This is a genomic window from Natrinema limicola JCM 13563 (genome assembly GCF_000337475.1).
In the GTDB taxonomy this organism is placed as follows: domain Archaea; phylum Halobacteriota; class Halobacteria; order Halobacteriales; family Natrialbaceae; genus Natrinema; species Natrinema limicola.
Map to the genome: position 1 here is coordinate 23,743 of NZ_AOIT01000059.1, position 20,700 is coordinate 44,442.

The 20,700-nt window shown below is 63.8% G+C and carries 21 protein-coding genes; 9 read left to right on the top strand and 12 right to left on the bottom strand.

Annotated features, from left to right (window positions below; translation table 11 throughout):
* Positions 1-1,501: 1,501 nt before the first annotated feature.
* The 3 genes from C476_RS14835 to C476_RS14845 form a co-directional block, all read right to left on the bottom strand.
* Entirely contained in the window at positions 1,502-3,091 is a 1,590-nt protein-coding gene (locus C476_RS14835; RefSeq protein WP_008014389.1) for a PH domain-containing protein, read from the bottom strand.
* A complete protein-coding gene (locus C476_RS14840) occupies positions 3,088-3,576 on the bottom strand; it encodes a PH domain-containing protein (RefSeq protein WP_008014391.1) in 489 nt (162 codons plus the stop codon). The genes C476_RS14835 and C476_RS14840 overlap by 4 nt, the downstream gene beginning before the upstream one ends.
* A gap of 183 nt (positions 3,577-3,759) precedes the next feature.
* Complete coding sequence (locus C476_RS14845) at positions 3,760-3,993, bottom strand: HVO_2901 family zinc finger protein (protein ID WP_008014392.1); 234 nt, start codon at positions 3,991-3,993, stop codon at positions 3,760-3,762.
* Between the two features lie 300 nt (positions 3,994-4,293).
* On the opposite strand from C476_RS14845, the gene C476_RS14850 reads away from it, so the two are divergent.
* Together C476_RS14850 and C476_RS14855 are read left to right on the top strand one after the other, a co-directional pair.
* Positions 4,294-5,370: a CNNM domain-containing protein gene (locus C476_RS14850; RefSeq protein WP_008014394.1), complete on the top strand. Its 1,077-nt coding sequence runs from the start codon at positions 4,294-4,296 to the stop codon at positions 5,368-5,370.
* A gap of 69 nt (positions 5,371-5,439) precedes the next feature.
* Positions 5,440-5,871 carry a universal stress protein gene (locus C476_RS14855; protein WP_049911930.1) on the top strand — a complete coding sequence of 144 codons (432 nt, stop codon included), beginning with the start codon at positions 5,440-5,442 and terminating at the stop codon, positions 5,869-5,871.
* A 127-nt stretch (positions 5,872-5,998) separates the two neighbouring features.
* On the opposite strand, the gene C476_RS14860 is transcribed toward C476_RS14855, so the two are convergent.
* Genes C476_RS14860 through C476_RS14870 form a run of 3 tightly spaced genes read right to left on the bottom strand, consistent with a single transcriptional unit; the run spans position 5,999 to position 9,484 of the window.
* Positions 5,999-7,414 (bottom strand): class II fumarate hydratase, encoded by a 1,416-nt coding sequence (locus C476_RS14860; protein WP_008014397.1) that lies wholly within the window; start codon positions 7,412-7,414, stop codon positions 5,999-6,001.
* 20 nt (positions 7,415-7,434) lie between these two features.
* On the bottom strand, positions 7,435-9,033 hold the full coding sequence (locus tag C476_RS14865) for a PH domain-containing protein (protein ID WP_008014398.1): 1,599 nt from the start codon (positions 9,031-9,033) through the stop codon (positions 7,435-7,437).
* Complete coding sequence (locus C476_RS14870; protein WP_008014400.1) at positions 9,023-9,484, bottom strand: PH domain-containing protein; 462 nt, start codon at positions 9,482-9,484, stop codon at positions 9,023-9,025. Before C476_RS14870 ends, C476_RS14865 begins: the two co-directional genes overlap by 11 nt.
* Before the next feature lie 115 nt (positions 9,485-9,599).
* Here C476_RS14870 and C476_RS14875 point away from each other — a divergent pair, with 115 nt between their 5' ends.
* Positions 9,600-10,412: an enoyl-CoA hydratase/isomerase family protein gene (locus C476_RS14875; protein WP_008014401.1), complete on the top strand. Its 813-nt coding sequence runs from the start codon at positions 9,600-9,602 to the stop codon at positions 10,410-10,412.
* A 26-nt stretch (positions 10,413-10,438) separates the two neighbouring features.
* On the opposite strand, the gene C476_RS14880 is transcribed toward C476_RS14875, so the two are convergent.
* Both C476_RS14880 and C476_RS14885 read right to left on the bottom strand, forming a co-directional pair.
* Positions 10,439-10,699: a BolA family protein gene (locus C476_RS14880; protein ID WP_008014402.1), complete on the bottom strand. Its 261-nt coding sequence runs from the start codon at positions 10,697-10,699 to the stop codon at positions 10,439-10,441.
* A gap of 64 nt (positions 10,700-10,763) precedes the next feature.
* Positions 10,764-11,090: a NifU family protein gene (locus tag C476_RS14885; protein WP_049911922.1), complete on the bottom strand. Its 327-nt coding sequence runs from the start codon at positions 11,088-11,090 to the stop codon at positions 10,764-10,766.
* 111 nt (positions 11,091-11,201) lie between these two features.
* Between C476_RS14885 and C476_RS14890 the strand changes: the two genes are divergently transcribed.
* The 4 genes from C476_RS14890 to C476_RS14905 all read left to right on the top strand — a co-directional run bounded on the left by C476_RS14890 (position 11,202) and on the right by C476_RS14905 (position 15,626).
* A complete protein-coding gene (locus C476_RS14890) occupies positions 11,202-11,705 on the top strand; it encodes a DUF7523 family protein (RefSeq protein ID WP_049911923.1) in 504 nt (167 codons plus the stop codon).
* Between the two features lie 83 nt (positions 11,706-11,788).
* Complete coding sequence (locus tag C476_RS14895; protein ID WP_008014405.1) at positions 11,789-12,835, top strand: PAS domain-containing sensor histidine kinase; 1,047 nt, start codon at positions 11,789-11,791, stop codon at positions 12,833-12,835.
* Positions 12,836-12,928: 93 nt separating this feature from the next.
* Positions 12,929-14,443: a cysteine--tRNA ligase gene (gene cysS / locus C476_RS14900; protein ID WP_008014406.1), complete on the top strand. Its 1,515-nt coding sequence runs from the start codon at positions 12,929-12,931 to the stop codon at positions 14,441-14,443.
* 79 nt (positions 14,444-14,522) lie between these two features.
* Positions 14,523-15,626, top strand: a complete 1,104-nt coding sequence (locus C476_RS14905; protein WP_008014407.1) for a PAS domain-containing sensor histidine kinase — start codon at positions 14,523-14,525, stop codon at positions 15,624-15,626.
* A 2-nt stretch (positions 15,627-15,628) separates the two neighbouring features.
* On the opposite strand, the gene C476_RS14910 is transcribed toward C476_RS14905, so the two are convergent.
* From C476_RS14910 to C476_RS14925, 4 genes are all read right to left on the bottom strand, one after another.
* Positions 15,629-16,657 (bottom strand): presenilin family intramembrane aspartyl protease PSH, encoded by a 1,029-nt coding sequence (locus tag C476_RS14910; RefSeq protein WP_008014408.1) that lies wholly within the window; start codon positions 16,655-16,657, stop codon positions 15,629-15,631.
* An 85-nt stretch (positions 16,658-16,742) separates the two neighbouring features.
* On the bottom strand, positions 16,743-16,991 hold the full coding sequence (locus tag C476_RS14915) for an H/ACA ribonucleoprotein complex subunit GAR1 (RefSeq protein WP_008014409.1): 249 nt from the start codon (positions 16,989-16,991) through the stop codon (positions 16,743-16,745).
* Position 16,992: 1 nt separating this feature from the next.
* Positions 16,993-17,274, bottom strand: a complete 282-nt coding sequence (srp19, locus tag C476_RS14920) for a signal recognition particle subunit SRP19 (RefSeq protein WP_008014410.1) — start codon at positions 17,272-17,274, stop codon at positions 16,993-16,995.
* A 107-nt stretch (positions 17,275-17,381) separates the two neighbouring features.
* On the bottom strand, positions 17,382-18,446 hold the full coding sequence (locus C476_RS14925) for a PGF-CTERM-anchored ABC transporter substrate-binding protein (RefSeq protein ID WP_008014412.1): 1,065 nt from the start codon (positions 18,444-18,446) through the stop codon (positions 17,382-17,384).
* 60 nt (positions 18,447-18,506) lie between these two features.
* Here C476_RS14925 and btuC point away from each other — a divergent pair, with 60 nt between their 5' ends.
* Together btuC and C476_RS14935 are read left to right on the top strand one after the other, a co-directional pair.
* Positions 18,507-19,604: a vitamin B12 ABC transporter permease BtuC gene (gene btuC, locus C476_RS14930; RefSeq protein WP_049911926.1), complete on the top strand. Its 1,098-nt coding sequence runs from the start codon at positions 18,507-18,509 to the stop codon at positions 19,602-19,604.
* Positions 19,601-20,700 (top strand): heme ABC transporter ATP-binding protein (locus tag C476_RS14935; protein WP_008014415.1); only part of this gene is annotated, 1,100 nt, incomplete at its 3' end. The genes btuC and C476_RS14935, both read left to right, overlap by 4 nt.

Below are 20,700 nucleotides of genomic sequence, written 5' to 3' on the forward strand. Positions count from 1 at the left end.
CGCCAGCTATAGCCCTACAGTTCTAGATTTGTAGAATGAGGGTCCTACAAACCAAGATATGAGAGATTATCGACTGGGTCCACAGTTCTAGATATACTATTGCAGCCGTGGGTTCGATGATCGACGACGCGGCCAATAGTCGTATGGGTGCGTCGTCTCGTTGCGGCCAACGAGCGGGCTGACTAATAGATCGTGCTACATCTGTTCACCCAGATTACCGACTGAAAGAAGCGCAGGTAGCCCGGTGACTATGCATTCGTGCTGGGCTGCCATCACGTTCTTTACTCTAGCCGAACACACGCTTTCAAAGATGGCCGAGAGAGCAGCCACCCAGGAGGGATCTCCAGACGAAGACCAAACCAGCGACAAGGGTAAACTCAGGAAAGCAGTGGAGTTCGTCCTAGACCTTTTGGATCTACTCATCAGCTTGTTTTAGATCGATCCGTCCACCACCTTCTGTGTCGAACACGCGGGTCGCTGGCACCTCTGAAGACAGGTCCCATCACCACTGCCACCGCAACTTTCTCGAGCACGCCACCAGCCAGCGATCAGACGCCGATCGGTGATCGATACCGCTCACCGCTCTCGACACGACCGAACTGCTCGGAGTGTCCGTCATCCACCGGCTACGACGACTGTCCCCGGCAGTCTGTGGATTTCCTCATACGATTTGCTGTAACTGTTTACCGGAGGGACCGCAGGACGGCTCGCGGTCCCTCCGGAAATGACGTACAGCAAACCGTATCAGTCGGGTGGCCACTCAGTCGGCGGTCACTCCGGTCTCCGGGAGTACGCTTTGCCCGTCATTTAGGTCGGTATCGCATGGATGCGATTCAGTCGCTGGGATAGGAGCGTAAGAACGGACTGGGAAGACGCTGTCAGAACCCATCGGACCGCAGCCAGGGATCGATTTGTAGTGGTCCTGGCAGTCCGAACGTCAACGGGTTGTGGGTGGCCCCCACAGCCATTAGTACGCGCGTCTCGCACGCCAGGACGGCACACGTCGCACACGTGCTACGTATCACGAACGGTTGAGTGGATGGAGATCCAGTGATTGTTTACGTTCCTGCGTTCACAACGTCGGACACAGTGCGCTACCAAGGCGGTTGAGGCGGAAGTCGAACTCTTGTTGGATCTCAACCGCGAGTAAGGACGAACCGTCTTAGAACGTGACTGCCGCGGTTTTATGACGTTCTCAGTGGTGCTCGCGTCAGTGCCAGAGGCTGGCTTCCCAATGCATGAGACGTCAGATAGCGGTCAAGCAATTACCGTCGTCGCCGAGCCCTCGCCTCGTTCCCGTCCAGGTCAAAACAGGAAACCCGTGAGCGGCCGATCGAAATCCGACAGCTGTCACCGATGGAAGGGCAACGGTGGCTGTCCTTGTACCGTTTCAAACTCACGTCCCCTGTCTCGAGCCGAACACTGTCCATACTCGCCTACATAAACTGCATGTCGATATACGAAGTTTCCAAGATGCCGACAGCAAAACACGGGAAGAGCGTCAGGCCTCATCGTCGTCGACCATCGACGTATCATCCGTCGGTTCCCTCGTGTCCTGCCCCCATCGGTCGGCCGGTTGCTGGTGCTTTCGTATCCGAAGTCGCTCCTGCAGTTGCTCCTCGATAGCGGCCTGTACCTCGAGTCCCCGGTCGGCGTCGACGTCGTGGGCCGTCGCGGCCCGGCCGAAAAACGAGGCGGAACTGGCGGTGTCAGCCGTCACGCTGGCAAGGTGTCGGCGACGCTGGAAGATCGTCGCCTCGTGGAGGACGGCCTGGACCCTGTAATGGGGGACGACCTTCGTCGTTCGCCGCCAGACACCCGTCCGCGAGAGGAAGTACCGATCACCGACGCGGAAGCCGCGATTCGTCCATTTGAGATGGGCGGCGACGGGAACGACCGCGACGAGGATGGCGGCGACGTACCAGCGCTCGAGCGGCGTGTATCGCGCGGCGACGTACGCACCGGCAACGAGGGCGGCAACGACCAGCAGGTAGCGAACCATGTACCGCTCTCGAGCGCGTTGGGGCGGCGACTCGAGATCGATCGGGCCGAAGGGCTCGATCGCGCGTGCGAGCGCAGCGACGCGATCGGTATCGGCAAGCGGGATCGCGGATTCGGTTCCGCGGGAGCCCGATTGGCCGGGGGCGTAGCCGGCCGTCTCGACGCTCAAGGCGGCGTAGCCGAACCAGCGGAAGGGGATCGCCTCCGAGATCGTCAGTGCCTGAACTTTCTCGAGGGGGATCGTCCCGCTGTACCGCTGAAGGAGGCCCCGCTCGTAGTAGAGTTCGTCGCCGGCGCGGGTGAGCCGGAAGCCGTAGTAGCGGGTGAACGTGAGGGTAGCACTGATAACCCAGGCGGCGAGAACGAAGAGGAAGAGGCCCCACGCGAGCGCGAAGACACCGGTTGCTGGGCCCGGGAGCCCCTCGACACGACCGGTAGGGATCAGCGTGGCGGGATCGAACCCGCTGGCAAACGAGAGCGCGATCCCACCCAACACGCTCGCGCCAGGATCGATGGTGAAAACGCTCAGGATCGCGAGTTCGCGAGAGGTAATCTCGAAGAGGAGCGCTTCGTCGTCGGCCGCGGCTGCCGGGGATTCGCCAGTGGATTCCGTCTCTGCCAGCGAGTCTTCGTCCTCTGCCTCGACGTCGGTGCGTGCGCCCTGTCGGAGCTGGCGTCTGAGGCGACGGGCCTCGGCCTCGGAGACGTACCGAAGGCTGACCTCAGTCTCGCCGCCGCCGGCGGTTTCGATGTGGACGGCGGCGATGCCGAGGAGTCGGTTGACCACGTTCTGTCTGATGTCGACGTTCTGGATGCGGCCTAACGGGAGTTCACGGGTACGACGCGAGAGCACCCCGGAGGTAACGTCGAACGTGTCCGCGGTGAGTTCGTATCTGAATCGCTGGTAGTAGGCGAACTCGTAGACGATCCCCGTGAGGATCCCGACGACGACGAGACCGAGGATCGACAGCAGATCCATCCCGTTGCCGCCGGGCGAGACGACGACGCCGATGAGGAAAAAGACGAAGCCGGTGTTGAGGCTGCGCGAGAGCGATCGAACGGCGACCGACGCGGGGTGGAGTTTCTTCATACCGCGTCCTCACCCTCGCTCTCGATCGCGAGTCGGCGAAGCGATTCCTGTAGCGCCTCGGCGCGTGCCGGCGTCAAGCCGGGGATCGCGACATCCGAACTCCGCGAACCGGCCGTGTAGACGACAACCGTCGCAAGGCCGACCGTTCGCTCGAGCGGCGAACGCCGGGAGTCGACGTGCTGGACGCGAACGAAGGGGACGACCGTCTTGGTTCGCGTAAAGACGCCCCGGCGGATGTACAGGTCGTCGTCCCGAAGCTCGAACCGCCAGACGCCGTACCGCCGCCAGGCGATGGCGATTCGAACGATCGCGAGCACGACGGCGAGTCCCGCGGCGGACGGGACGAGGGGCACTGGCGCGGCGTCCGCGATCTCTATCCGGGAGAGAGCGATCGCGCCGCCGATCAAGAGTCCGCCGAGAATCGCGGCTCGCACAACTGCGAGCACGAGCCAGACGATCCGAACGCGCGGCGTGAGCCGTTCCATACGTGTCGTGACGGAACTGACTCGATTAAAGGGTGGGAAAGCGGCGGTCGTTCGCATCGCATGAGAGAGCCGGTTTGAGCGGTCGTCTTCGGCGTAGCCTCGAGCAACCGAAAGAAGGTGACTCGTCGCCGACGAGAGTCCTATCGCTCGGATACGAGATTACAGAACACGACGGGGATCGGGTCAGTGGGTCGTTGTTCGAACGTCTTCGACGCGATAGAGGTCTTCCTGTAGGCCGTCGCCGTCACACTCGTCGTTCGGGCACTCGTAGTGCCAGCCATCCTGGGTGGCATCCCCCTCTCGGAATCGATCCCCACATACCTGACAGAAGAGTTGTCCCTTTTTGCACGTATCGCGGTGTAACTCGAGGGCGAGCTCGGTCTGGAACGACTGGTTGCAGTTACGACAGGTGTGCATATTTCGTCTGACGTGAGCATCCGCCAAAACTGCTTGGGTTCTTTTATTCCGCTAGATTCGGGCGTGATTCGGCGTCACTGCCCCGATTTGGGATCGATAGCCAGGCAAAAAAGAACGGTTGAAATTCGTGTTTACTCGACTTCGGATTGTTCATTTGCTGGTAGATCGACCATCTCGTGTTCTGTGTGGGCGCGTGTCATTATCGAGTGTCGAAATAGTGGTAGTTAGAGTCACGGGACTGAGTTAAACCGGCGATGGTCTCCCTGATTGATTTCTGTCTGGCGATACAACCGATCGGTAATGAACTCGCTCGTCATCGGTGGGCGGCTGATCGCAGGGCTCTTGCTCATCCTGGCGAATGCCTTCTTCGTCGCGATCGAGTTCGCCTTGACCCGTGCCCGACAGTTCGACAAGGAGGAGTTCGTCGGCGACACACCCGCACTCGAGCGGGCCTGGGAGATGACCGACAACCTCGAGCTCTACCTCACCACGTGCCAGGTCGGCATTACGGCCTCGAGTATCGCCGTTGGGATCGTCGCAGAGCCGGCGCTGGCCGCGATCTTCGAGCCGCTGTTCGTGAACACGCCGCTGGCTGCGATCGGCAGCGGGGCGATCATCGCCTTCCTCATCATCAACCTCGTTCACCTGACCCACGGCGAGCAAACGCCGACATATCTCGGCGTCGAGCGCTCGCGGCTGGTCTGTCGGTACGGCGCGACACCGCTGTACTGGTTCCACTGGCTCATTTCGCCGATCATCACCCTCGGCGACGGCATCGCGAAGCTCACCCTCAAGCTCTTCGGGGTCGAGATGACCGGCGCGTGGCTCGAGACCGAGGAGGACGTCATCGAGTCCCGGGCCGACCTCCGGAACAAACTCGGTTCGGTCCTCGAGGAGGGCGAACTCCCGGAGGAACGCCGCGAAGAAGTGATGAACGCGTTTCAGATCGGCGAACAGCCGATCAGCGAACTGATGGTACCGCCCGAGGAGATCGTCGCGCTCTCGACGGCGGACGATCCTGAGCAGAACTTCCGGAAGATGGAGGAGCGCCCGCAGACGCGGTATCCGCTGGTCGGCGACGAGCCAACCGACTTCCGCGGGATCGTCTATACGCCGGTCCTCGTCAGACACCGCGAGGAACTGGCGGGCGGCGACATCGACTTCGAGAAACTCGCGGCACCGCCGATGACACTCTCCCCTGACGCGGACGTCAGCGACGCGGTCGATCAGTTCCAGACGGAGAATCAAGAACTGGCGCTGGTGATCGAGGATGGTGCCGTCGTCGGGTTGGTGACTGTGACCGACCTGCTCGAGGCGGTGATGGGCGATATCGAGGACCCGCTCGATCAGGCAGCGCTCGACCCGGTCGATCGCTGATCGCCCGACACACAGACGCCGGCTTCTGCGCGCGCTCGCTTTTTGCTGCTCGCAGTCGACCCAGTGACCGTGTACGATCACGTTCTAGTGCCGACCGACGGCAGCGACTCGAGCACGGCGGCGGTCGACGAAGCCGTCGCGATCGCCGACGAGGAGGCGGCGACGGTCCACTTTCTCCACGGTATCGACGAGGGGACGGAGATGTCCGCGGGCGCGTCGGGGATGATCGCGCCGCAGGTCACGGAAACGCTCGAGGAGGAAGCCGAATCAGCCCTCGGCGATGCCGAAAGGCGGGCCGAGGCTGCCGGCGTGACCTCCAACCGGACGATTCGCGAGGGCGATCCCCACGAGGTGATCGCGGCCTACTGCGACGATACGGACGCCGACCTCGTCGTCATGGGTGCGAGCGGCCGCTCAGGATTAAAAGAACGCCTCCTCGGGAGCACAACCGACCGCGTCGTACGGACGGTCGAGACGTCGATGCTGATCGCACGATCCTAAACGCATCACTCACCGGTCAGCCGAGACGAAAAATCACATTCGGTCGTCGTATGGGCTACTGTGGGTCAGTTCCGGTGGGCCCGCCGGACGGTCGCGGTCCCATCGGAACACGTGACAGTAGACCGTATCAGTCGTCCTGGCCGAGAATGCCGCGCTCGGTCATCTTGCGGGGGTCGAGGACCTCGTCGGCTTCGTCCTCGTCGAGGTAGCCCTTCTCTAAGACGACCTCACGGACCGTCTTGTCTTCCTTGAGTGCGGTCTTGGCGACCTCGCTTGCCTTGTCGTAGCCGATGTGGACGTTCAGCGAGGTGGCCATCGCCATCGACTCTTCGACGCGCTCTGCACAGTACTCCTCGTTGGCCTCGAGTTTCCGGACGAACCGGTCGCCAAAGACCTGGCTCGCGTTCGAGATGAGTTCGGCCGACTCGAGGAAGTTGTGCGCAAGGACGGGCTTGTAGAGGTTGAGGTCGATCTGGCCCTCAGCAGCGCCGGCGGAGACGGCGGCGTCGTTGCCGACGACCTGCTTGTGGACCTGATTGACGGCCTCGGCGACGACCGGGTTGATCTTGCCGGGCATGATCGAGGAGCCGGGCTGGTTCTCTGGCTGTTCGATCTCACCGAGCCCGTTGCGCGGGCCGGAGGCGAGCAGTCGCAGGTCGTTGGCGATCTTGTTCAGCGAGCCCGCCACCGTGCGGAGCGCGCCGTGGGCCTCGCTCATGGCGTCGTGGGCGGCCTGGGCCTCGAAGTGGTTGTCGGCCTCGCGGAACTGGACGCCGGTCTCCTTCGTGATGTACTCGGCCGCGCGGCCGGGGAACTCGGGGTGAGTGTTCAGACCCGTGCCGGTTGCGGTGCCGCCGAGGGCGAGTTCCGCGAGGTGGTCACGGACGTTGTCGACGCGGGCCAGGCCCTTCTCGACCTGCGTGCGGTAGCCGCCGAACTCCTGGCCGAGCGTGACCGGCGTCGCGTCCTGCAGGTGCGTACGGCCGGTCTTGACGACGTCGTCGAACTCCTCTTCTTTCTCCTCGAGCGCCTCGCGGAGCGCGTCGAGTGCGGGAATGACGTCTTTCTCGACGGCCTCGAGGGAGGCGACGTGCATCGCGGTCGGAATGACGTCGTTGCTCGACTGGCCGTAGTTGACGTGGTCGTTGGGGTGGACGACGCGGTCGCCGATCTCGCTGCCCATGAGTTCGGCGGCGCGGTTGGCGATGACCTCGTTTGCGTTCATGTTCGAGGACGTACCGGAGCCGGTCTGGAAGACGTCGACCGGGAACTGGTCGTCGTGTTCGCCGGCGATGACCTCGTCTGCAGCCTCGATGATCGCCTCGGCAACGTCGTCGTCGACCAGGCCGAGGTCGCGGTTGGCCTGTGCCGCGCCTTTCTTGACGACGCCGAGCGCGCGGACGAACCGACGACTGAACGTGATTCCCGAGATGGGGAAGTTCTGGATCGCGCGCTGGGTCTGTGCGCCCCAGTAGGCGTCCGCTGGCACCTGCATCTCGCCGAGACTGTCCTCCTCGATTCGGTATTCGTCTTCGTCTCCCATACGCGAGAACTCTCAGTCAGTCAGGTAAAATCCACCGAAAGCCCAGTCTCGTCCGAGCGAGCGCGCTCACGGACGGCTGACTGGAGCCGTTCCCGGCCACTGCCGTGGAGCTCGCGGGCCGTCTCGAGTTCGAGATCGGGAACTGTCGGCGTCCCCCAGGAAAACGTCCGTGAGCTAGCCGTATCGACGGCGAGTGACGCCAGTCCGAGCCGGCGCTGGAAGATCGACCGCCGCGTCGAGACCGTCTGAATCCGATAGTAGGGGATCACGATTGTTCTGCGGTTCCAGAACCCTGATCGGATCACGAGATGGTCGTCGCCGACGTGATAGCCCAGGTTGACGTATTTGAGATGGGCAGCAATGGGTACCGCGACGAAGACGGCCGCGGCGAGATACCAGCGCTCGAGGCCCGTGACCTGTGCGAGCCCGAAGGCGACGGCGACGACGACGGCTGCGATGAGAGAATAGCGGACGAGATACCGCCGCCGAGCCAGCGTCGGCGGCCGCTGGAACCGTGGCGTTTCGACGCCGGTGAGGTTCTCGGCGAAGCGATAGCTGCGGTCGGTCTCGGCAAGCGGGACGGCCGATTGGCTGCCGCCGCTGCTTTCGGGACCGTAGCCGGCGGTTTCGACCCAGAGGCCGGCGTAGCCGACCAACCGCTGGAGCGGGTTCTCGGTGATCGAGACTGACTGGACCTTGTCGACGGGGATCGAGCCGCTGTAGCGCTGGATCAGGCCCCGTTCGTAGACGAAGTCGTCACCCGCTCGACCGAGGCGGAACCCGTAGTAGTTCGCGACCGTGTAGATCGCACTCGCGACGTACGTCGCGACCGCCCACTGGAGCGAAGTGACCGCGACCAAGATGAGCAGCGAGCTGACCGTGGCACTGTCGAGTGACGCCGGGCCGCCGATGGGACGTGCGATCTCGAGGACGAACGCAGGAACCAGCCCCGAGCCGGAATCGGCGCTCGTGAGGAAGATCACTAGCGCGATCGGGAAGACCGCCGCGCCCCACCGGAACGACGTCAGGGCATACACCAGCAGTTCCGTCGGCTCGAGTTCGAACAGGAGCGTCGGCCCGCGATCAGAGCGCGAGCGGTCGTGGCGTGTCGTCTCGTCGACGCCGGCGGCGGGTGCCGCGCGCTCGTCGCTGCTCGCCCCGTCTACTCGAGCGGTTTGCCGGCGGATCTCGGCGCGAAGCCGTTCGGCTTCGGCCTCGCTGACAAAGTTCAGCGTCGCCTCCGTCTCGCCGCCGCCGGCAGTCTCGAGGGAGACGACAGCGAGCCCGAAAATGCGGTACAAGACGCCCTGGGAGACGTCGACGTTCTGGATACGCCGATACGGAATCTCGCGCGAGCGCCGGGAGAGCACACCCGAAGTAACGTCGAACGTCCGCGACGTGATCGCGTACGTGAACCGATAGTAGTACGCGATGCCGTAGCCGACCCCGACGACGAATCCGATCGGAGAGAGCATGAAAAGCCAGTCGATGTCGACGCCGTCGAAAACCGTCGAGAGGATCATCACGGCGAAAAACGGCATCGACAGCCCGGTGAGGCCCCGCTGGAGCGCCAGCGTCACCGCGCTGAGCGGATGCAAGCGGTTCGTCTCAGACGGCATCGTCGGCCTCGCTCTCGACGGCGAGTTCGCGAAGCGTATTCTGCAGCGCCCGTGCGCGATCCGGCGTCAGCCCTGGAATGCGCACGTCCGCGTTTCGGGAGCCCGCTGTGTAGACCACGACGCTCGAGAGGCCGAGGGCACGCTCGATGGGGCCAAACTGCGTGTCGACGTGCTGGACGCGGACGAACGGAACGGCGGTTTCGATGAACGTGACGACGCCACGCTCGAGGTAGAGGGCGTCGTCTTGCAGTTCGAACTGCCAGATCTGGTAGCGCCGGAGGGCATAGCCGACCCCAATGACGAGTCCGAGTACGACGACGCCACCGATCGCCGGCAGCGGAACGGAGAACTGCAACTGGTTGACGGCGACGAGGACGACGCCGAGGACGACCGCGGCGAGCGCCCCACGGGCGATCCAGAGGAGCCTGATGCGGGGATGGAGGGTTTCCATAGCAGGAATATGTCACCTATCGTGGATAAAGCTACGGTTCAACGGTGGGCGCTCCGAGGGTATGCGGTCGCGAGGAGCGCCATCATTTATCACACTCACCAGTCAATCAGTTCACATGGCTTCCGAGACGTCCACGACCGAGCAGTGGGAGACCGTCGACTGCAGCCGAGACGATCACGTCGGGCGAATCACGCTTGCCCGTCCCGAGGCAATGAATACGTTCAGCACCAACCTCGCGCAAGATCTCGACGCGGCGCTGCACGCACTCGACGAAGACGACGACGTGCGTGCGATCGTCGTCGACGGCGCAGGCAAGTGCTTCTCGGCCGGTATCGACCTCTCCGAACACGGGGACCACGAGACCGAGTCGGAATACGAGGCATGGGTCGCGCGGATGGAAGAACCGTTTCACACCCTGACCGAGATGCGAACACCCGTGATCGCTGCGGCCCACGGCCACGCCGCCGCCAACGGGATCGGACTGGTCGCGGCCTGCGATCTGGCCGTCGCCGCCGAGGGAACCAAGTTCGGCGCGACAGCACCCAAGGTCGGCCTGTTCTGTATGGGGCCGGCCGTCCCGCTGATGAAGACACTCACCAGAAAGCGGTGTCTCGAGCTCATCCTAACCGGCGAGTTGATCGACGCCGAGACAGCCCTCGAGTGGGGCCTGATCAATCGCGTCGCATCCGAGGGAGACCACCTGACGGTAGCAATGGAGTTGGCCGAAACGATCGCCTCCAAGAGCCCGATGGGCGTCCAAATGGGGAAACGGGCGTTCTACGAGATGGTCGAATTGGACTACGACGAGGCACTCGAGTACTCGAACGAGCAGTTCGCAACGCTCTGTACGACAGAAGACGCGAACCAAGGCATTGCGGCCTTCCTCGAGGGTGAGCCACTCGCCGCCGACGAGTGGCCCGGCGAGTAACGACCGCGCGGCCAGTTCGGGCCCGGCTACTGATCAGCCTCGAGCTCGTCGTACTCGTCGGGCGTGTACGTCGACAGTTCGAGCGCGTGGATGTCGGTCGTCATGTGCTCGTCGAGTGCATCGTAGACCTGCTGATGTTGCTGAACCAACGACAGCCCTTCGAAGACCGGCGAGACGACCGTCGCGGCGAGGTGGTCCTCGTCGTGTTTATCGCGGGCGTGGGTGACCGTCGCCTCGGCGTCCTCGAGATTCGATTCGATAAGTTCCTCGACGGTTGCTGGCTTCATACGGAAAGGATATGGCGCTCGAGGCAAAAACGCCGCGGTCGCGGCCAGCGACACGGTCACACGCTCAGAACGGGACATCCGGCGGCACGTCCGGACCCGACGATCCCTGCTCGCTCAGCCCGTCGAGGCCAGTCGTAACGGTGACGTGATCGATCGCGTCGATCTCGGCCGGGAGTCGCCGCTGGATCGCCTGGGTCGTCATCGAACTGACCCCACAACCGCTGCACGCGCCATGCAAATTGATCCCGACGTGGCGCTCCTCGAGGTCGACCTCGGTGATCGAGGAGTCGCCGCCGTGCCCCTCGATCTGGGGGAAGTTGCGGCGAAGGAACAGCGTGACCGCTTCGCGAACGGCGTCCTCGGGGGACTGGTCCGACTCGGACTCGCTCATGACTGTGACGAGGGACTGGAGCGGTATATACTGTCGGGCATCGGTCCGTGCGACCGCAATCAGAGCGGCGATGACGGCGACTTTATGCCGGCTCGAGACGCCGTCCCCGATATGTCACTGGCAGCCGAGACGCGCCGGGCAGTCGATCGTCGGCCGTTCCTCCGAACCGCGCTACGGGCCGGCGTCGTCAACTACACCGCCGCCGCTCGCTCTCTCGCGGTCGACGGCGAGACCGATGCGATTGCGACGGCGCTGCGCCGATACGCCGAGGAGTTACCGGCCTACGAGACCGAGTCGCGAGACGTCCGTGTGCGGATGGAAAGCGGGATCGGCCCGCTCGAGGACGCGAGCGGCGATGCCGACGCACTCCTGACGGTCGGTGGGCAGGCCTTCGGTCCCGTCGACGGCGATCAGACCGCCATCGTCGCCGACGGCGACGTCGATTCGGCCGCGCTCGCGGCCGTACTTGCACGACTTACCGCCGAGGAGCTGTCGCCGACTGCAGCCGGCGTCGCCGGAAACGCCCTGGTGATCGTCGTCGAACGACTCGAGGGTGCGAACGCGCTGCGGGCGGTCGAGGACGCGCTCGAGCGTGTGGGTGCACAATCCGGATGAGGGCATTCGACCGACGAAGATAATCGCGGGAGGCTACTTCTGTTGGTTATGACTTTTTATACCCACACTTTCTGGGAAGTTATATGGGGCTTTCCCAGGGCGTGTCGTTACCGGCAGCGTTCGACGATCTCGGGGTCGGCATCGTCTTACGCGACCCGGAAACCGGCGCAGCTCTCGACATAAACGACCGGATCGAGGAGTTATACGGGTATTCTCGAGCGGACATCCTCGAGATGGAAATCGGCGAGTTCACAGCACCATCGACGACGTTTTCCCAGGACGAAGCGGTCGACCGACTGCACGCTGCTGCCGCCGGCGAGTCGCAAGTGTTCGAGTGGCAGATCGAACGACCTACGGGTGAACTGGTCTGGATTCGCGTCCGGCTCAATCGGACGACGATCGACGACACCACGTGTGTCATCGCCGAGGTTCGGGAGATCACCGAGTACAAGGCGCGGGAGCGTCGATTGCGGCTCCTCAATCGCGTCGTTCGACACAACCTTCGAAACGAGACGAACGTACTCATGGGGTATGCCGACCGTCTCAAACAAGCCGTCGAAGAAGAGACGCTCGAGAAGGAAGTCGAAACGATCCGCGAGATCGCGTCGGAAATCGGCACGATGAGCGACTCGATTCGCCAGATCGAGGAGATCGCAACGCCCGACGCAACGCAGCGGTCGCCCACGGACATCGGCGAACTGGTCGAAGCGATCGTCGCGGAGGCGCGAGCAGACGCGACGGCGGCCGAGATAACCGTCGATATTCAGGACGACGTCTGTGTAAATGCCGATACGGGCCTTCGGCACGCGATCACTCACGCCATCGACAACGCGATCGAGCACAACGACCACGAGGTCCCGTCCATCGAGGTGTCGGTCGCCATCGATTCGACCACTGGACAGGCCGAGATCGCTGTCAGCGACAACGGCCCACCGATCCCTGACGTCGAGATCGACGTTCTCAGAGAGGACGTCGAGGCGAGTGCGACCTACCACGGTTCCGGCATCGGGCTGTGGGTGATGCAGTGGTGTGTCGACTCGCTGGGCGGCGAACTCGTCTTCGAGGAGAACACGCCCCGTGGAAACGTCGTCCGGTTCTTGCTGCCACGGGTCGAGTGCGCCGAGCCGTAGCGACGGTCAGCACGTCTCACTGCCGGGACTGGCCGGCCGTCGGGTCCGGAGGGCATCACACGCTTTAACTTTCGGCCGGGGGAAATGAGCGTAATGACCCTGCACGTGACGAACACGTTGACGGGCGAAAAAGAGCCGTTCGAGCCACAGGACCCCGAGAACGTCTTGCTCTACTACTGTGGCCTGACGGTCTCTGACCCGCCACACCTGGGCCACGCACGCTCGTGGGTCCACGTCGACGTCATGCACCGCTGGCTTGAGCACCTCGGTTACGACGTGCGTCACGTCGAGAACTTCACCGATGTCAACGAGAAGATCGTCGCCCGAATCGGCGAGGACGACCTCGGTGAAAGCGAAAGCGAGGTGGCCGAGACCTACATCCAGCGGACGATCGACGACATGCGCTCGCTGAACCTCCTGCGCGCAGAGGTGTATCCACGCGTCTCGGAACACGTCCCCGAGGTCATCGATCTCGTCGAGACCCTGATCGAGAAGGGCTACGCCTACGAATCCAACGGCTCGGTCTACTTCGACGTGACCAGGTTCGAGGAGTACGGCAAACTCTCGAATCAGGAACTCGACGAGATCGAGTCACAGGGTGATCCCGACGAGCGCACCGAGAAGCGCCATCCGGCGGATTTCGCACTCTGGAAAGCCGACGGCGTCGACCCCGACGCGATCGACGAACACAGCCACGAGGGCGTCGACCACGGAGACACTCCGCCCGAGGGCCTGACCTGGGACTCGCCGTGGGGCGAGGGCCGGCCCGGCTGGCACATCGAGTGCTCGGCGATGAGTATGACTCATCTGGGCGAGACGCTCGACCTCCACGTCGGCGGTCGGGATCTGGTCTTCCCGCATCACGAAAACGAGATCGCCCAATCCGAGGCCGCGACCGACCAGCAGTTCGCCAACTACTGGCTCCACTGCGAACTCTTCCAGATGGACGACGAGAAGATGTCCTCGAGTCTGGGCAACTTCGTCACCGTCGACGAGGCGATCGACCGCTGGGGGACGAACGTCATGCGGACGTTCCTGACCGCGGGGTCGTACAACAGCAAACAGCTGTACGCCAACGAGACGATCGCCGAGGCACAGGAACGCTGGGACCAACTCGAGCGGGCCTACGAGGCCGCCGTCGACGTGCTGGATTCGCCACAGGCGAGTGCGAAAGCCACGGACGAGTCGCTGCGCGACGAAATCGACAGTGCGCGCGAGGCGTTTGCGACCGCAATGAACGACGACTTCAATACCCGGGAGGCGCAGTCTGCACTGCTGTCGGTCGCGACGGCGATCAACCGCCATCTCGAGGCGATCGGCGGTGATGCCGACGGCGAGGGCGGCTACGATTACCGCGGGCTTCGACGCGCCGTCGAGACGCTCGAGGAACTGGGTGGCGTCCTCGGACTGTCCTTTAGGGGCGAGACGACGGGCACGGCCACGCTCGCCGGCGACGTTGTGGAACTCGTCCTTGACGTGCGCGAGGCCGAACGCGACGTCGGCAACTACGAGCGTGCCGACGAGTTGCGCGACGAACTCGAGGCCCTCGGCATCGAAGTCCAAGATACCGACGAGGGGGCGACTTACCGGCTGCCATCGGGGGAGTGAGGCTGTCTCGTCCGAGGTCGTGAAAGGATACGTACCTGTTACCTCCTCGCTCAAGTAGGTGGCGCGTCTCTAGACGATAATGACTGATTCTCGGTCGGTCGTCACCGCAGGGTTCGATGCCATGCCTGCACACGTGGCGATTCTCGACGAGATGGGGGAAATCGTCTACACCAACAGGGCATGGGACGCGTTCGGCGACGAGCAGGGGTTGTCTGACGCGGCAGGCGGGGTCGGCACGAACTACCTCACGGTCTGTGAGGGAAGCAACGCTAACGAGGCGGCGGAGACGGCACGCGGGATTCGGGCGGTCGCAAACGGCGACCGCGAGGCGTTCAGCCTCGAGTACCCCTGTCACACGCCCGAGTGCAAGCGCTGGTTCATGATGCGGGCGACGCCGTACGATCACGCGGGCGAGCGGTTCGTCCTCGTCATGCACGTCGACATCACCGAACGTCGCCGCCTCGAGCAACGAACCCAGGCCCAAGCCGAGCGCATGGAGCGGTTCGCAAAACTGCTCTCACACGATCTGCGAAACCCGCTGTCGGTCGCGCTGGCTAAGACTCACTCCCTCGAGCGCGACAACAACGTCGACCTCAGATCCGACGACGGCGACCGCAGTTCGTTGCGCTCGTCACTCGAGCGCATGGAGTCGATTATCGACGACGCGCTGGCGCTCGTGACGATCGACGAGGTCACAGAGGCCGAGCGAGCGGCGATCCCACTCGAGATGGCAGTCGAAGACGCCTGGGCACACGTCCATACGGAGTCAGCGACCGTCGAGGTCGTCGTGACCGGCGCGATCCGTGCGAACGAGTCGCTAGTGAGCCATCTCTTCGAGAACCTCTTTCGGAACGCGGTCGAACACGCTGGCGACGACGTGACCGTCGAGGTCGGCCCGCTCGAGCACTCGAGGACGGATGCAGGCGACACTGCGTTTACCGGGTTCTACGTCGAAGACGACGGCCCAGGGATTCCACCCGATCGCCGCGAACGGGTGTTCGAATCGGGGTATTCGGCCGACGACAGTGAGTCGCGAGCGGGAGAGACCACGGATGGCTCTGGACTGGGGCTCGCGATCGTTCGGGAAGTCGCCGACGCACACGGTTGGTCAGTTTCGGTGACGACAGGTGAAGACGGCGGCGCTCGATTCGAGATTCAGGGCGTCTCGATGTGCGACCTCTAGTTCTAGAACCCGAGTGCCGTCGCGATCGAAAGCCCACTCGCGAGCGCGCCGAGCAGATAGCCGCCGATCGCGCCGCCGTTGAGCAGCGGTAAGCCGGCGTGAGGTCGGCCCTTGAGGACCATGTACATGAGTACGAGCAGCCCGGCGATCGTTCCCACCAGCGCGCCGAGTGCAGGCAGGTTCAGCGCGATCAGGGGCACTGAAATCGTCCCAGCCTCGACCTCGAGGAAGTACGCCGCGCTGGCGACGAGAATCGACGGAATGACGGCGTCACCGAGGCCGATGAACAGCGCGTCGCGGTCGAGGGCTCCTGCGTCGTCGGCAGCGCTGGCGTCGATGTCTTGTTCGGTGCCGCCGTCAGCAGCGCTCGTGTCGGTCTCGCGATCGTCCTCGAGTACGTCGTCGGTGCTGCCGTCGGCGAGGTAGGAGTACGACAGCGTCATCGGGACGACGAGGACGACGGGGATCTTGAGATCCATCACACCTTCGGCGAGGTCGAGCATGTGTTCGGTGCCGTAGACGCTGATGGCGTCGTAGACTGCCAGTACCGCGAGTAACAGCAGCGCCGGCAGCAGGCCGAAGCTGATCCCGAACAGGGCGGCAGCACCGGCACCCATCACGACGCCCGTTGTATCGATGACGTACCACTCGGGGTACAATAGGAGCGCTGCGCCGACGGCAAGCGCGACGACGATCGCGAGCGCGTCGGCTACAGCCGCAGCGAGCGGCGGCGCGAGCAGTGCCGGCACGAGTTCGGCGAAGACGTACCACGAGATCATCACGCTGACGCCGACGATCAGCAGCCGGATGAGCCACTCGAGGTCGTATTTAAAGGCCGCGAGCATCAGCCCGGTCGCGACGAGCATCACCCCGAAGTAGAGGATGCTGTTCGTCGGATTCTGAGGGTTCTCAACGGCTTGCCGACCCGATTCGTCGAAGGGCTCGACCAGCGCCAGCGCGCCGAGCTGGACGCCAAGAAAGAGCAGGACTGTCGTGCCAACGGCGACGAGGACCCGCATCCGATCGTTCATGTCGCGGCGTTCGCATCCCGCTCCTATTGGCTTTTCCACTCCGCAGTCGCGAGACGCGACCACCGCGGACGCAGTCGCACCGACACTACCGCGCGTACAGCGTCGCGCTCACCAGCGACGGCAGGTGGACGTCATCGTCCGGCGTCACCGCCAGATACGGCTGCGAAACGGGTCCGAAGACGTCGACGACGCGGCCGACCTCCTCGAGGGAGTCGTCGAGGACGATCGTGCCGATCTCGTCGCGGTACGCCTCGGCTGTCTCGTCGTCAACGGCATCCGCGCGGAGTACCGCAAGTCCCTGTGCCGTGCGGACGACTGCGCCGATCCGGCGCATCTCACTCGCGCATCGCGACGACGTACGCCGCGACGGCTTGCACGAGGTCGTTTTTCGTCGAGTCGTCGGCTCCGCGGACGACGACCCGGCCCCGGTCGAGCCAGTGCTCCCGGGAATACGCCTTGTCCCGCTCGATCGTGGCGTCGTACCCGATCTGCTGGACGGCCTTTGCGATTTCGTCGACCGTCGGTTCTTCGACTGCCAAGTCCTGGGACACGCGCCGTCCGTCGCTCCGCGAGAGGTCCGCATCGAGATAAGCGGGCCAGATGACGTTCTCGACCATGCGCCCCTCTGGGCGGTCCGGCGAGTAAACCCTTTTCAAAACGATACGTCGGCTGCCGTCGAGAAGACGACCGAAACGAATCAGAAGCGTGACTCTACCTGCCCGCGTTATCGTCGCCGTGCGACGAATCCGATGGCAGCAAGCAGGGCGACGAGGGCGGCAGGAACGCCGAATCCAGGAATGCTGTCGTTTTGCTGGTCGTCCGACATGGTGTCGTCCTCGGGTGCGGCGTCGAGTTCCGCGCTCGCCTCTTCGTAGGCCTCCGGATGGACCGTTTTGACGATGTCAGTAATCGCGTAGACGACCCGTGGCGCGGGCTGGCTGATGTAGTTTGCGTTCACCGGGAGGATGTTGTCGTTCTGGTAGGCAGGCGTCGCCGTGACCGACTCGTGGATCGGGACCTGCTCTCGGTCGTTCGGATAGACGATCCAGGCGGGGCTCTCGTTGACGACCGTTTCTGGGTTGATCTGGCCGTAGGACTGGATACCGGCCTCCGCTGCGATGTTCGTTATACCGGCCGTCGTCAGGGCCTCGTTGATGAACGTTCCCGACCCGGCGGTGTTTCCATCACCCATCGCGTAGTACGCCGTCGGGCGGTCCGCCCCCTCGAGCGTTCGTTCGACGATTTCGAGTTGCTCGTCCATCCAGGTGATCGTCTCTTCGGCACCGTCACACTCGCCGGTGAGTTTACCAGCCGTCCGGACGTTCTCACGAACGTCGTCGAGCGATTCGGCGTCGCTGAACTGATAGACGGTAAGGCCCGCGTTCCGAAGCTGCTCGATGTCGCCGTCCTTCGTCGCGTTCGCCGCTAGCACGATGTCGGGATCGAGATCGATCACCTGTTCGTGCTTGACCGTCCAGCCGTCACCGATGTTTACACGATCACCGCGGTCAAAATCGCTGGTTGCATAGCTGTAGGGCATCCCCACCAGACGGTCCTCGGCACCGATTTCGTACACCGTCTGCGTGTCGCTGGCCTGTAGCGTGACGATCGATTCAGGGCGCTCCTCGAGCGTAATGGTCGTGCCGGTCGCATCGGTCAGCTTGAGGGGGAACTCACACGAAACGTCGACGGTCGATTCAGCGTCAGCGTTCGACTGCCCAGCGGCGGTGGGCGCAACCGCGGAACCGACAATTAGCAGGACAAACAGGACGGTTATGTGGCGTCGCATCGCTCCCACCTCAACCCTACTTCAACAAATATTTGCCTACTGCAAGGTTGGTTGTCGGGTATGTATCGATCGGGTCGGACAGCAGTGTGGTCGGCGGGGCTGTTCGTCCTGCTCGTCGCGGTCGTTCTCACCAGCGCCGCACTCGGACCGGTCAGGATCGATGTCGTGACCGTCGCGATGGCGATGTTAAACGCGGTCGTCGTCCCTGTCGGCGTGACGAGTAGCAGTGCGTCGCTTCCCGTTATCGGCGTCTCCGTTCCGACTCTGGGGCTCGAGTACGCGACCGTCTTTTCGTTCGACGTACCGGTGACACACCAGATCATCGTCAAAGACATTCGACTGCCACGGATCACGCTCGCGGCGACCGTTGGGCTCTCACTCGGCGCTGCGGGAACGGTGATGCAGGGGTTCTTCCGGAACCCGCTGGCGGATCCGTCGATTATCGGCGTCTCCTCGGGTGCCGCAGCGGGTGCGGTCGCGGCGATCGTCTTTCCGGGGCTCATCCCCTTCGGAAGCCTCCACGTCTCGGCCTTTCTCGGCGCGCTCGCAACGGCGTTTCTCGTCTATGCCATCGCGACAGAGGGTGGCCGAACGCCAGTCGCGACGCTATTGCTCGCCGGCGTTGCGATTCAGACGTTTCTCGGTGCGATGATCTCGTATATGGTCGTCCATAGCGGTGACTCGCTGCGACAGGCCGTCTACTGGATGATGGGGCATCTCAACAACAGCCAGTGGGGAGACGTGGGATTTGCTCTCCCGATCACGCTGGCGGGCATTCTCGCGCTCTGTGCGTTCCGACAAGAGCTGAACGTTCTGTTGCTCGGCGAGGAAGACGCCCACCACCTCGGCGTGGAAGTCGAGCGGACCAAACTCCTCTTGCTCGTGCTTGCGAGCATCGTAACCGCTGCCGGCGTCGCAGTTGCAGGCGTCATCGGCTTCGTCGGCCTCGTCGTGCCACACATCATGCGGCTGATCGTGGGGCCGGACCACCGGATCCTGTTGCCGACCAGCGCACTCGCCGGCGCATCGTTCCTGGTGGCGACCGATACCCTCGCTCGGACCGGTCCGGCCGTCGTTCCGGTCGGGATCATCACGGCAGCGCTTGGCGCACCCTTCTTCCTGTTCCTGCTCAGCCGCCGGGAGGTGCACTCGGTATGACCGAGCCCGGGCGGCCCATCGATGCGGCCGATTCCGACCTCGAGAACGACGAGCAGCCGCGGCCGGATCCAGCGACGATCACCGTCGAAGATGTCTCACTGTCGTTTGGCGACCTCTCGGTACTCGAGGCCGTCTCGCTCACCATCGAGCCGGGCGAGTTCGTCGGTTTCGTCGGACCCAACGGGGCCGGAAAGACGACGCTGTTGCGGACGATCAGCGGCGCGCTCGAGCCCGATTCAGGCACTGTCGCGATCGACGGGACCGACGTTCACGATCTTCCGTCGCGGGCCTCGAGTCGGCTCGTCTCGGTCGTGCCCCAGGACACATCGCTGTCGTTTTCGTTTCCCGTCCGCGACGTCGTCGAAATGGGGCGTCATCCACACCGCTCGCGGTTCTCGTCGGCGACACCTGATGACCATGCTGTCGTCGAGCGCGCCTTAGAGCGCACCCGGACGGCGGAGTTGGCCGACCGACCGATCGACGAGGTAAGCGGCGGCCAGCGCCAGCGGGTCGTCCTCGCGCGGGCGATCGCCCAGGCGACGCCAGTCATGCTGTTAGACGAGCCGACGGCGAGTCTCGACGTCAACCATCAGGTCGAGACGCTCGAGCTCGTCCGCGAGCTGGTCGACGAGGGCCGAACCGTGATCGCAGCGATCCACGACCTCGATCTCGCGGCGCGGTACTGCGATCGACTGGTGTTGCTGTCGGACGGCACGGTCGCCAGAGACGGCCCACCAGCGACGGTGTTGACCGGCGACGCGCTGGCCGACTCCTTCGACGCGAACGCGGTCGTGACACAGAATCCGGTGACGGGAACCGAGACGGTGACGGCGCTGGCAGACGCCCGCGAGCCGGAGCCGGCGTCGCGTCCGGACCGGGTTCACGTCCTTGGGACAGGAACCGCCGCAGCCGGCGTGGTCGCCAGACTCGAGGCCGCGGGGATCGACGTGACGCTCGGTCCCGTCTCGAGCGGCGACGCTGCAGCCGAAACCGCTCGCTCACTGGGCGTCGAGGCGATCGAGACCGAACCGTTTGCGCGCTTGGCCCCCGAGGACCGCGCCACCGCCGAGACGCTCGTTCGGGAAGCCGACGTGAC

Coding starts and splice junctions, on each gene's coding strand:
- C476_RS14880 (WP_008014402.1), bottom strand. CDS start 10,699: ATGAAGCCAGCAACCGTCGAGGAACTTATCGAATCGAATCTCGAGGAC.
- C476_RS14905 (WP_008014407.1), top strand. CDS start 14,523: ATGACTGATTCTCGGTCGGTCGTCACCGCAGGGTTCGATGCCATGCCT.
- C476_RS14875 (WP_008014401.1), top strand. CDS start 9,600: ATGGCTTCCGAGACGTCCACGACCGAGCAGTGGGAGACCGTCGACTGC.
- cysS (WP_008014406.1), top strand. CDS start 12,929: ATGACCCTGCACGTGACGAACACGTTGACGGGCGAAAAAGAGCCGTTC.
- C476_RS14890 (WP_049911923.1), top strand. CDS start 11,202: ATGTCACTGGCAGCCGAGACGCGCCGGGCAGTCGATCGTCGGCCGTTC.
- C476_RS14895 (WP_008014405.1), top strand. CDS start 11,789: ATGGGGCTTTCCCAGGGCGTGTCGTTACCGGCAGCGTTCGACGATCTC.
- C476_RS14885 (WP_049911922.1), bottom strand. CDS start 11,090: ATGAGCGAGTCCGAGTCGGACCAGTCCCCCGAGGACGCCGTTCGCGAA.
- C476_RS14840 (WP_008014391.1), bottom strand. CDS start 3,576: ATGGAACGGCTCACGCCGCGCGTTCGGATCGTCTGGCTCGTGCTCGCA.
- C476_RS14925 (WP_008014412.1), bottom strand. CDS start 18,446: ATGCGACGCCACATAACCGTCCTGTTTGTCCTGCTAATTGTCGGTTCC.
- C476_RS14860 (WP_008014397.1), bottom strand. CDS start 7,414: ATGGGAGACGAAGACGAATACCGAATCGAGGAGGACAGTCTCGGCGAG.
- C476_RS14850 (WP_008014394.1), top strand. CDS start 4,294: ATGAACTCGCTCGTCATCGGTGGGCGGCTGATCGCAGGGCTCTTGCTC.
- C476_RS14865 (WP_008014398.1), bottom strand. CDS start 9,033: ATGCCGTCTGAGACGAACCGCTTGCATCCGCTCAGCGCGGTGACGCTG.
- C476_RS14870 (WP_008014400.1), bottom strand. CDS start 9,484: ATGGAAACCCTCCATCCCCGCATCAGGCTCCTCTGGATCGCCCGTGGG.
- C476_RS14910 (WP_008014408.1), bottom strand. CDS start 16,657: ATGAACGATCGGATGCGGGTCCTCGTCGCCGTTGGCACGACAGTCCTG.
- srp19 (WP_008014410.1), bottom strand. CDS start 17,274: ATGGTCGAGAACGTCATCTGGCCCGCTTATCTCGATGCGGACCTCTCG.
- btuC (WP_049911926.1), top strand. CDS start 18,507: ATGTATCGATCGGGTCGGACAGCAGTGTGGTCGGCGGGGCTGTTCGTC.
- C476_RS14915 (WP_008014409.1), bottom strand. CDS start 16,991: ATGCGCCGGATCGGCGCAGTCGTCCGCACGGCACAGGGACTTGCGGTA.
- C476_RS14845 (WP_008014392.1), bottom strand. CDS start 3,993: ATGCACACCTGTCGTAACTGCAACCAGTCGTTCCAGACCGAGCTCGCC.
- C476_RS14835 (WP_008014389.1), bottom strand. CDS start 3,091: ATGAAGAAACTCCACCCCGCGTCGGTCGCCGTTCGATCGCTCTCGCGC.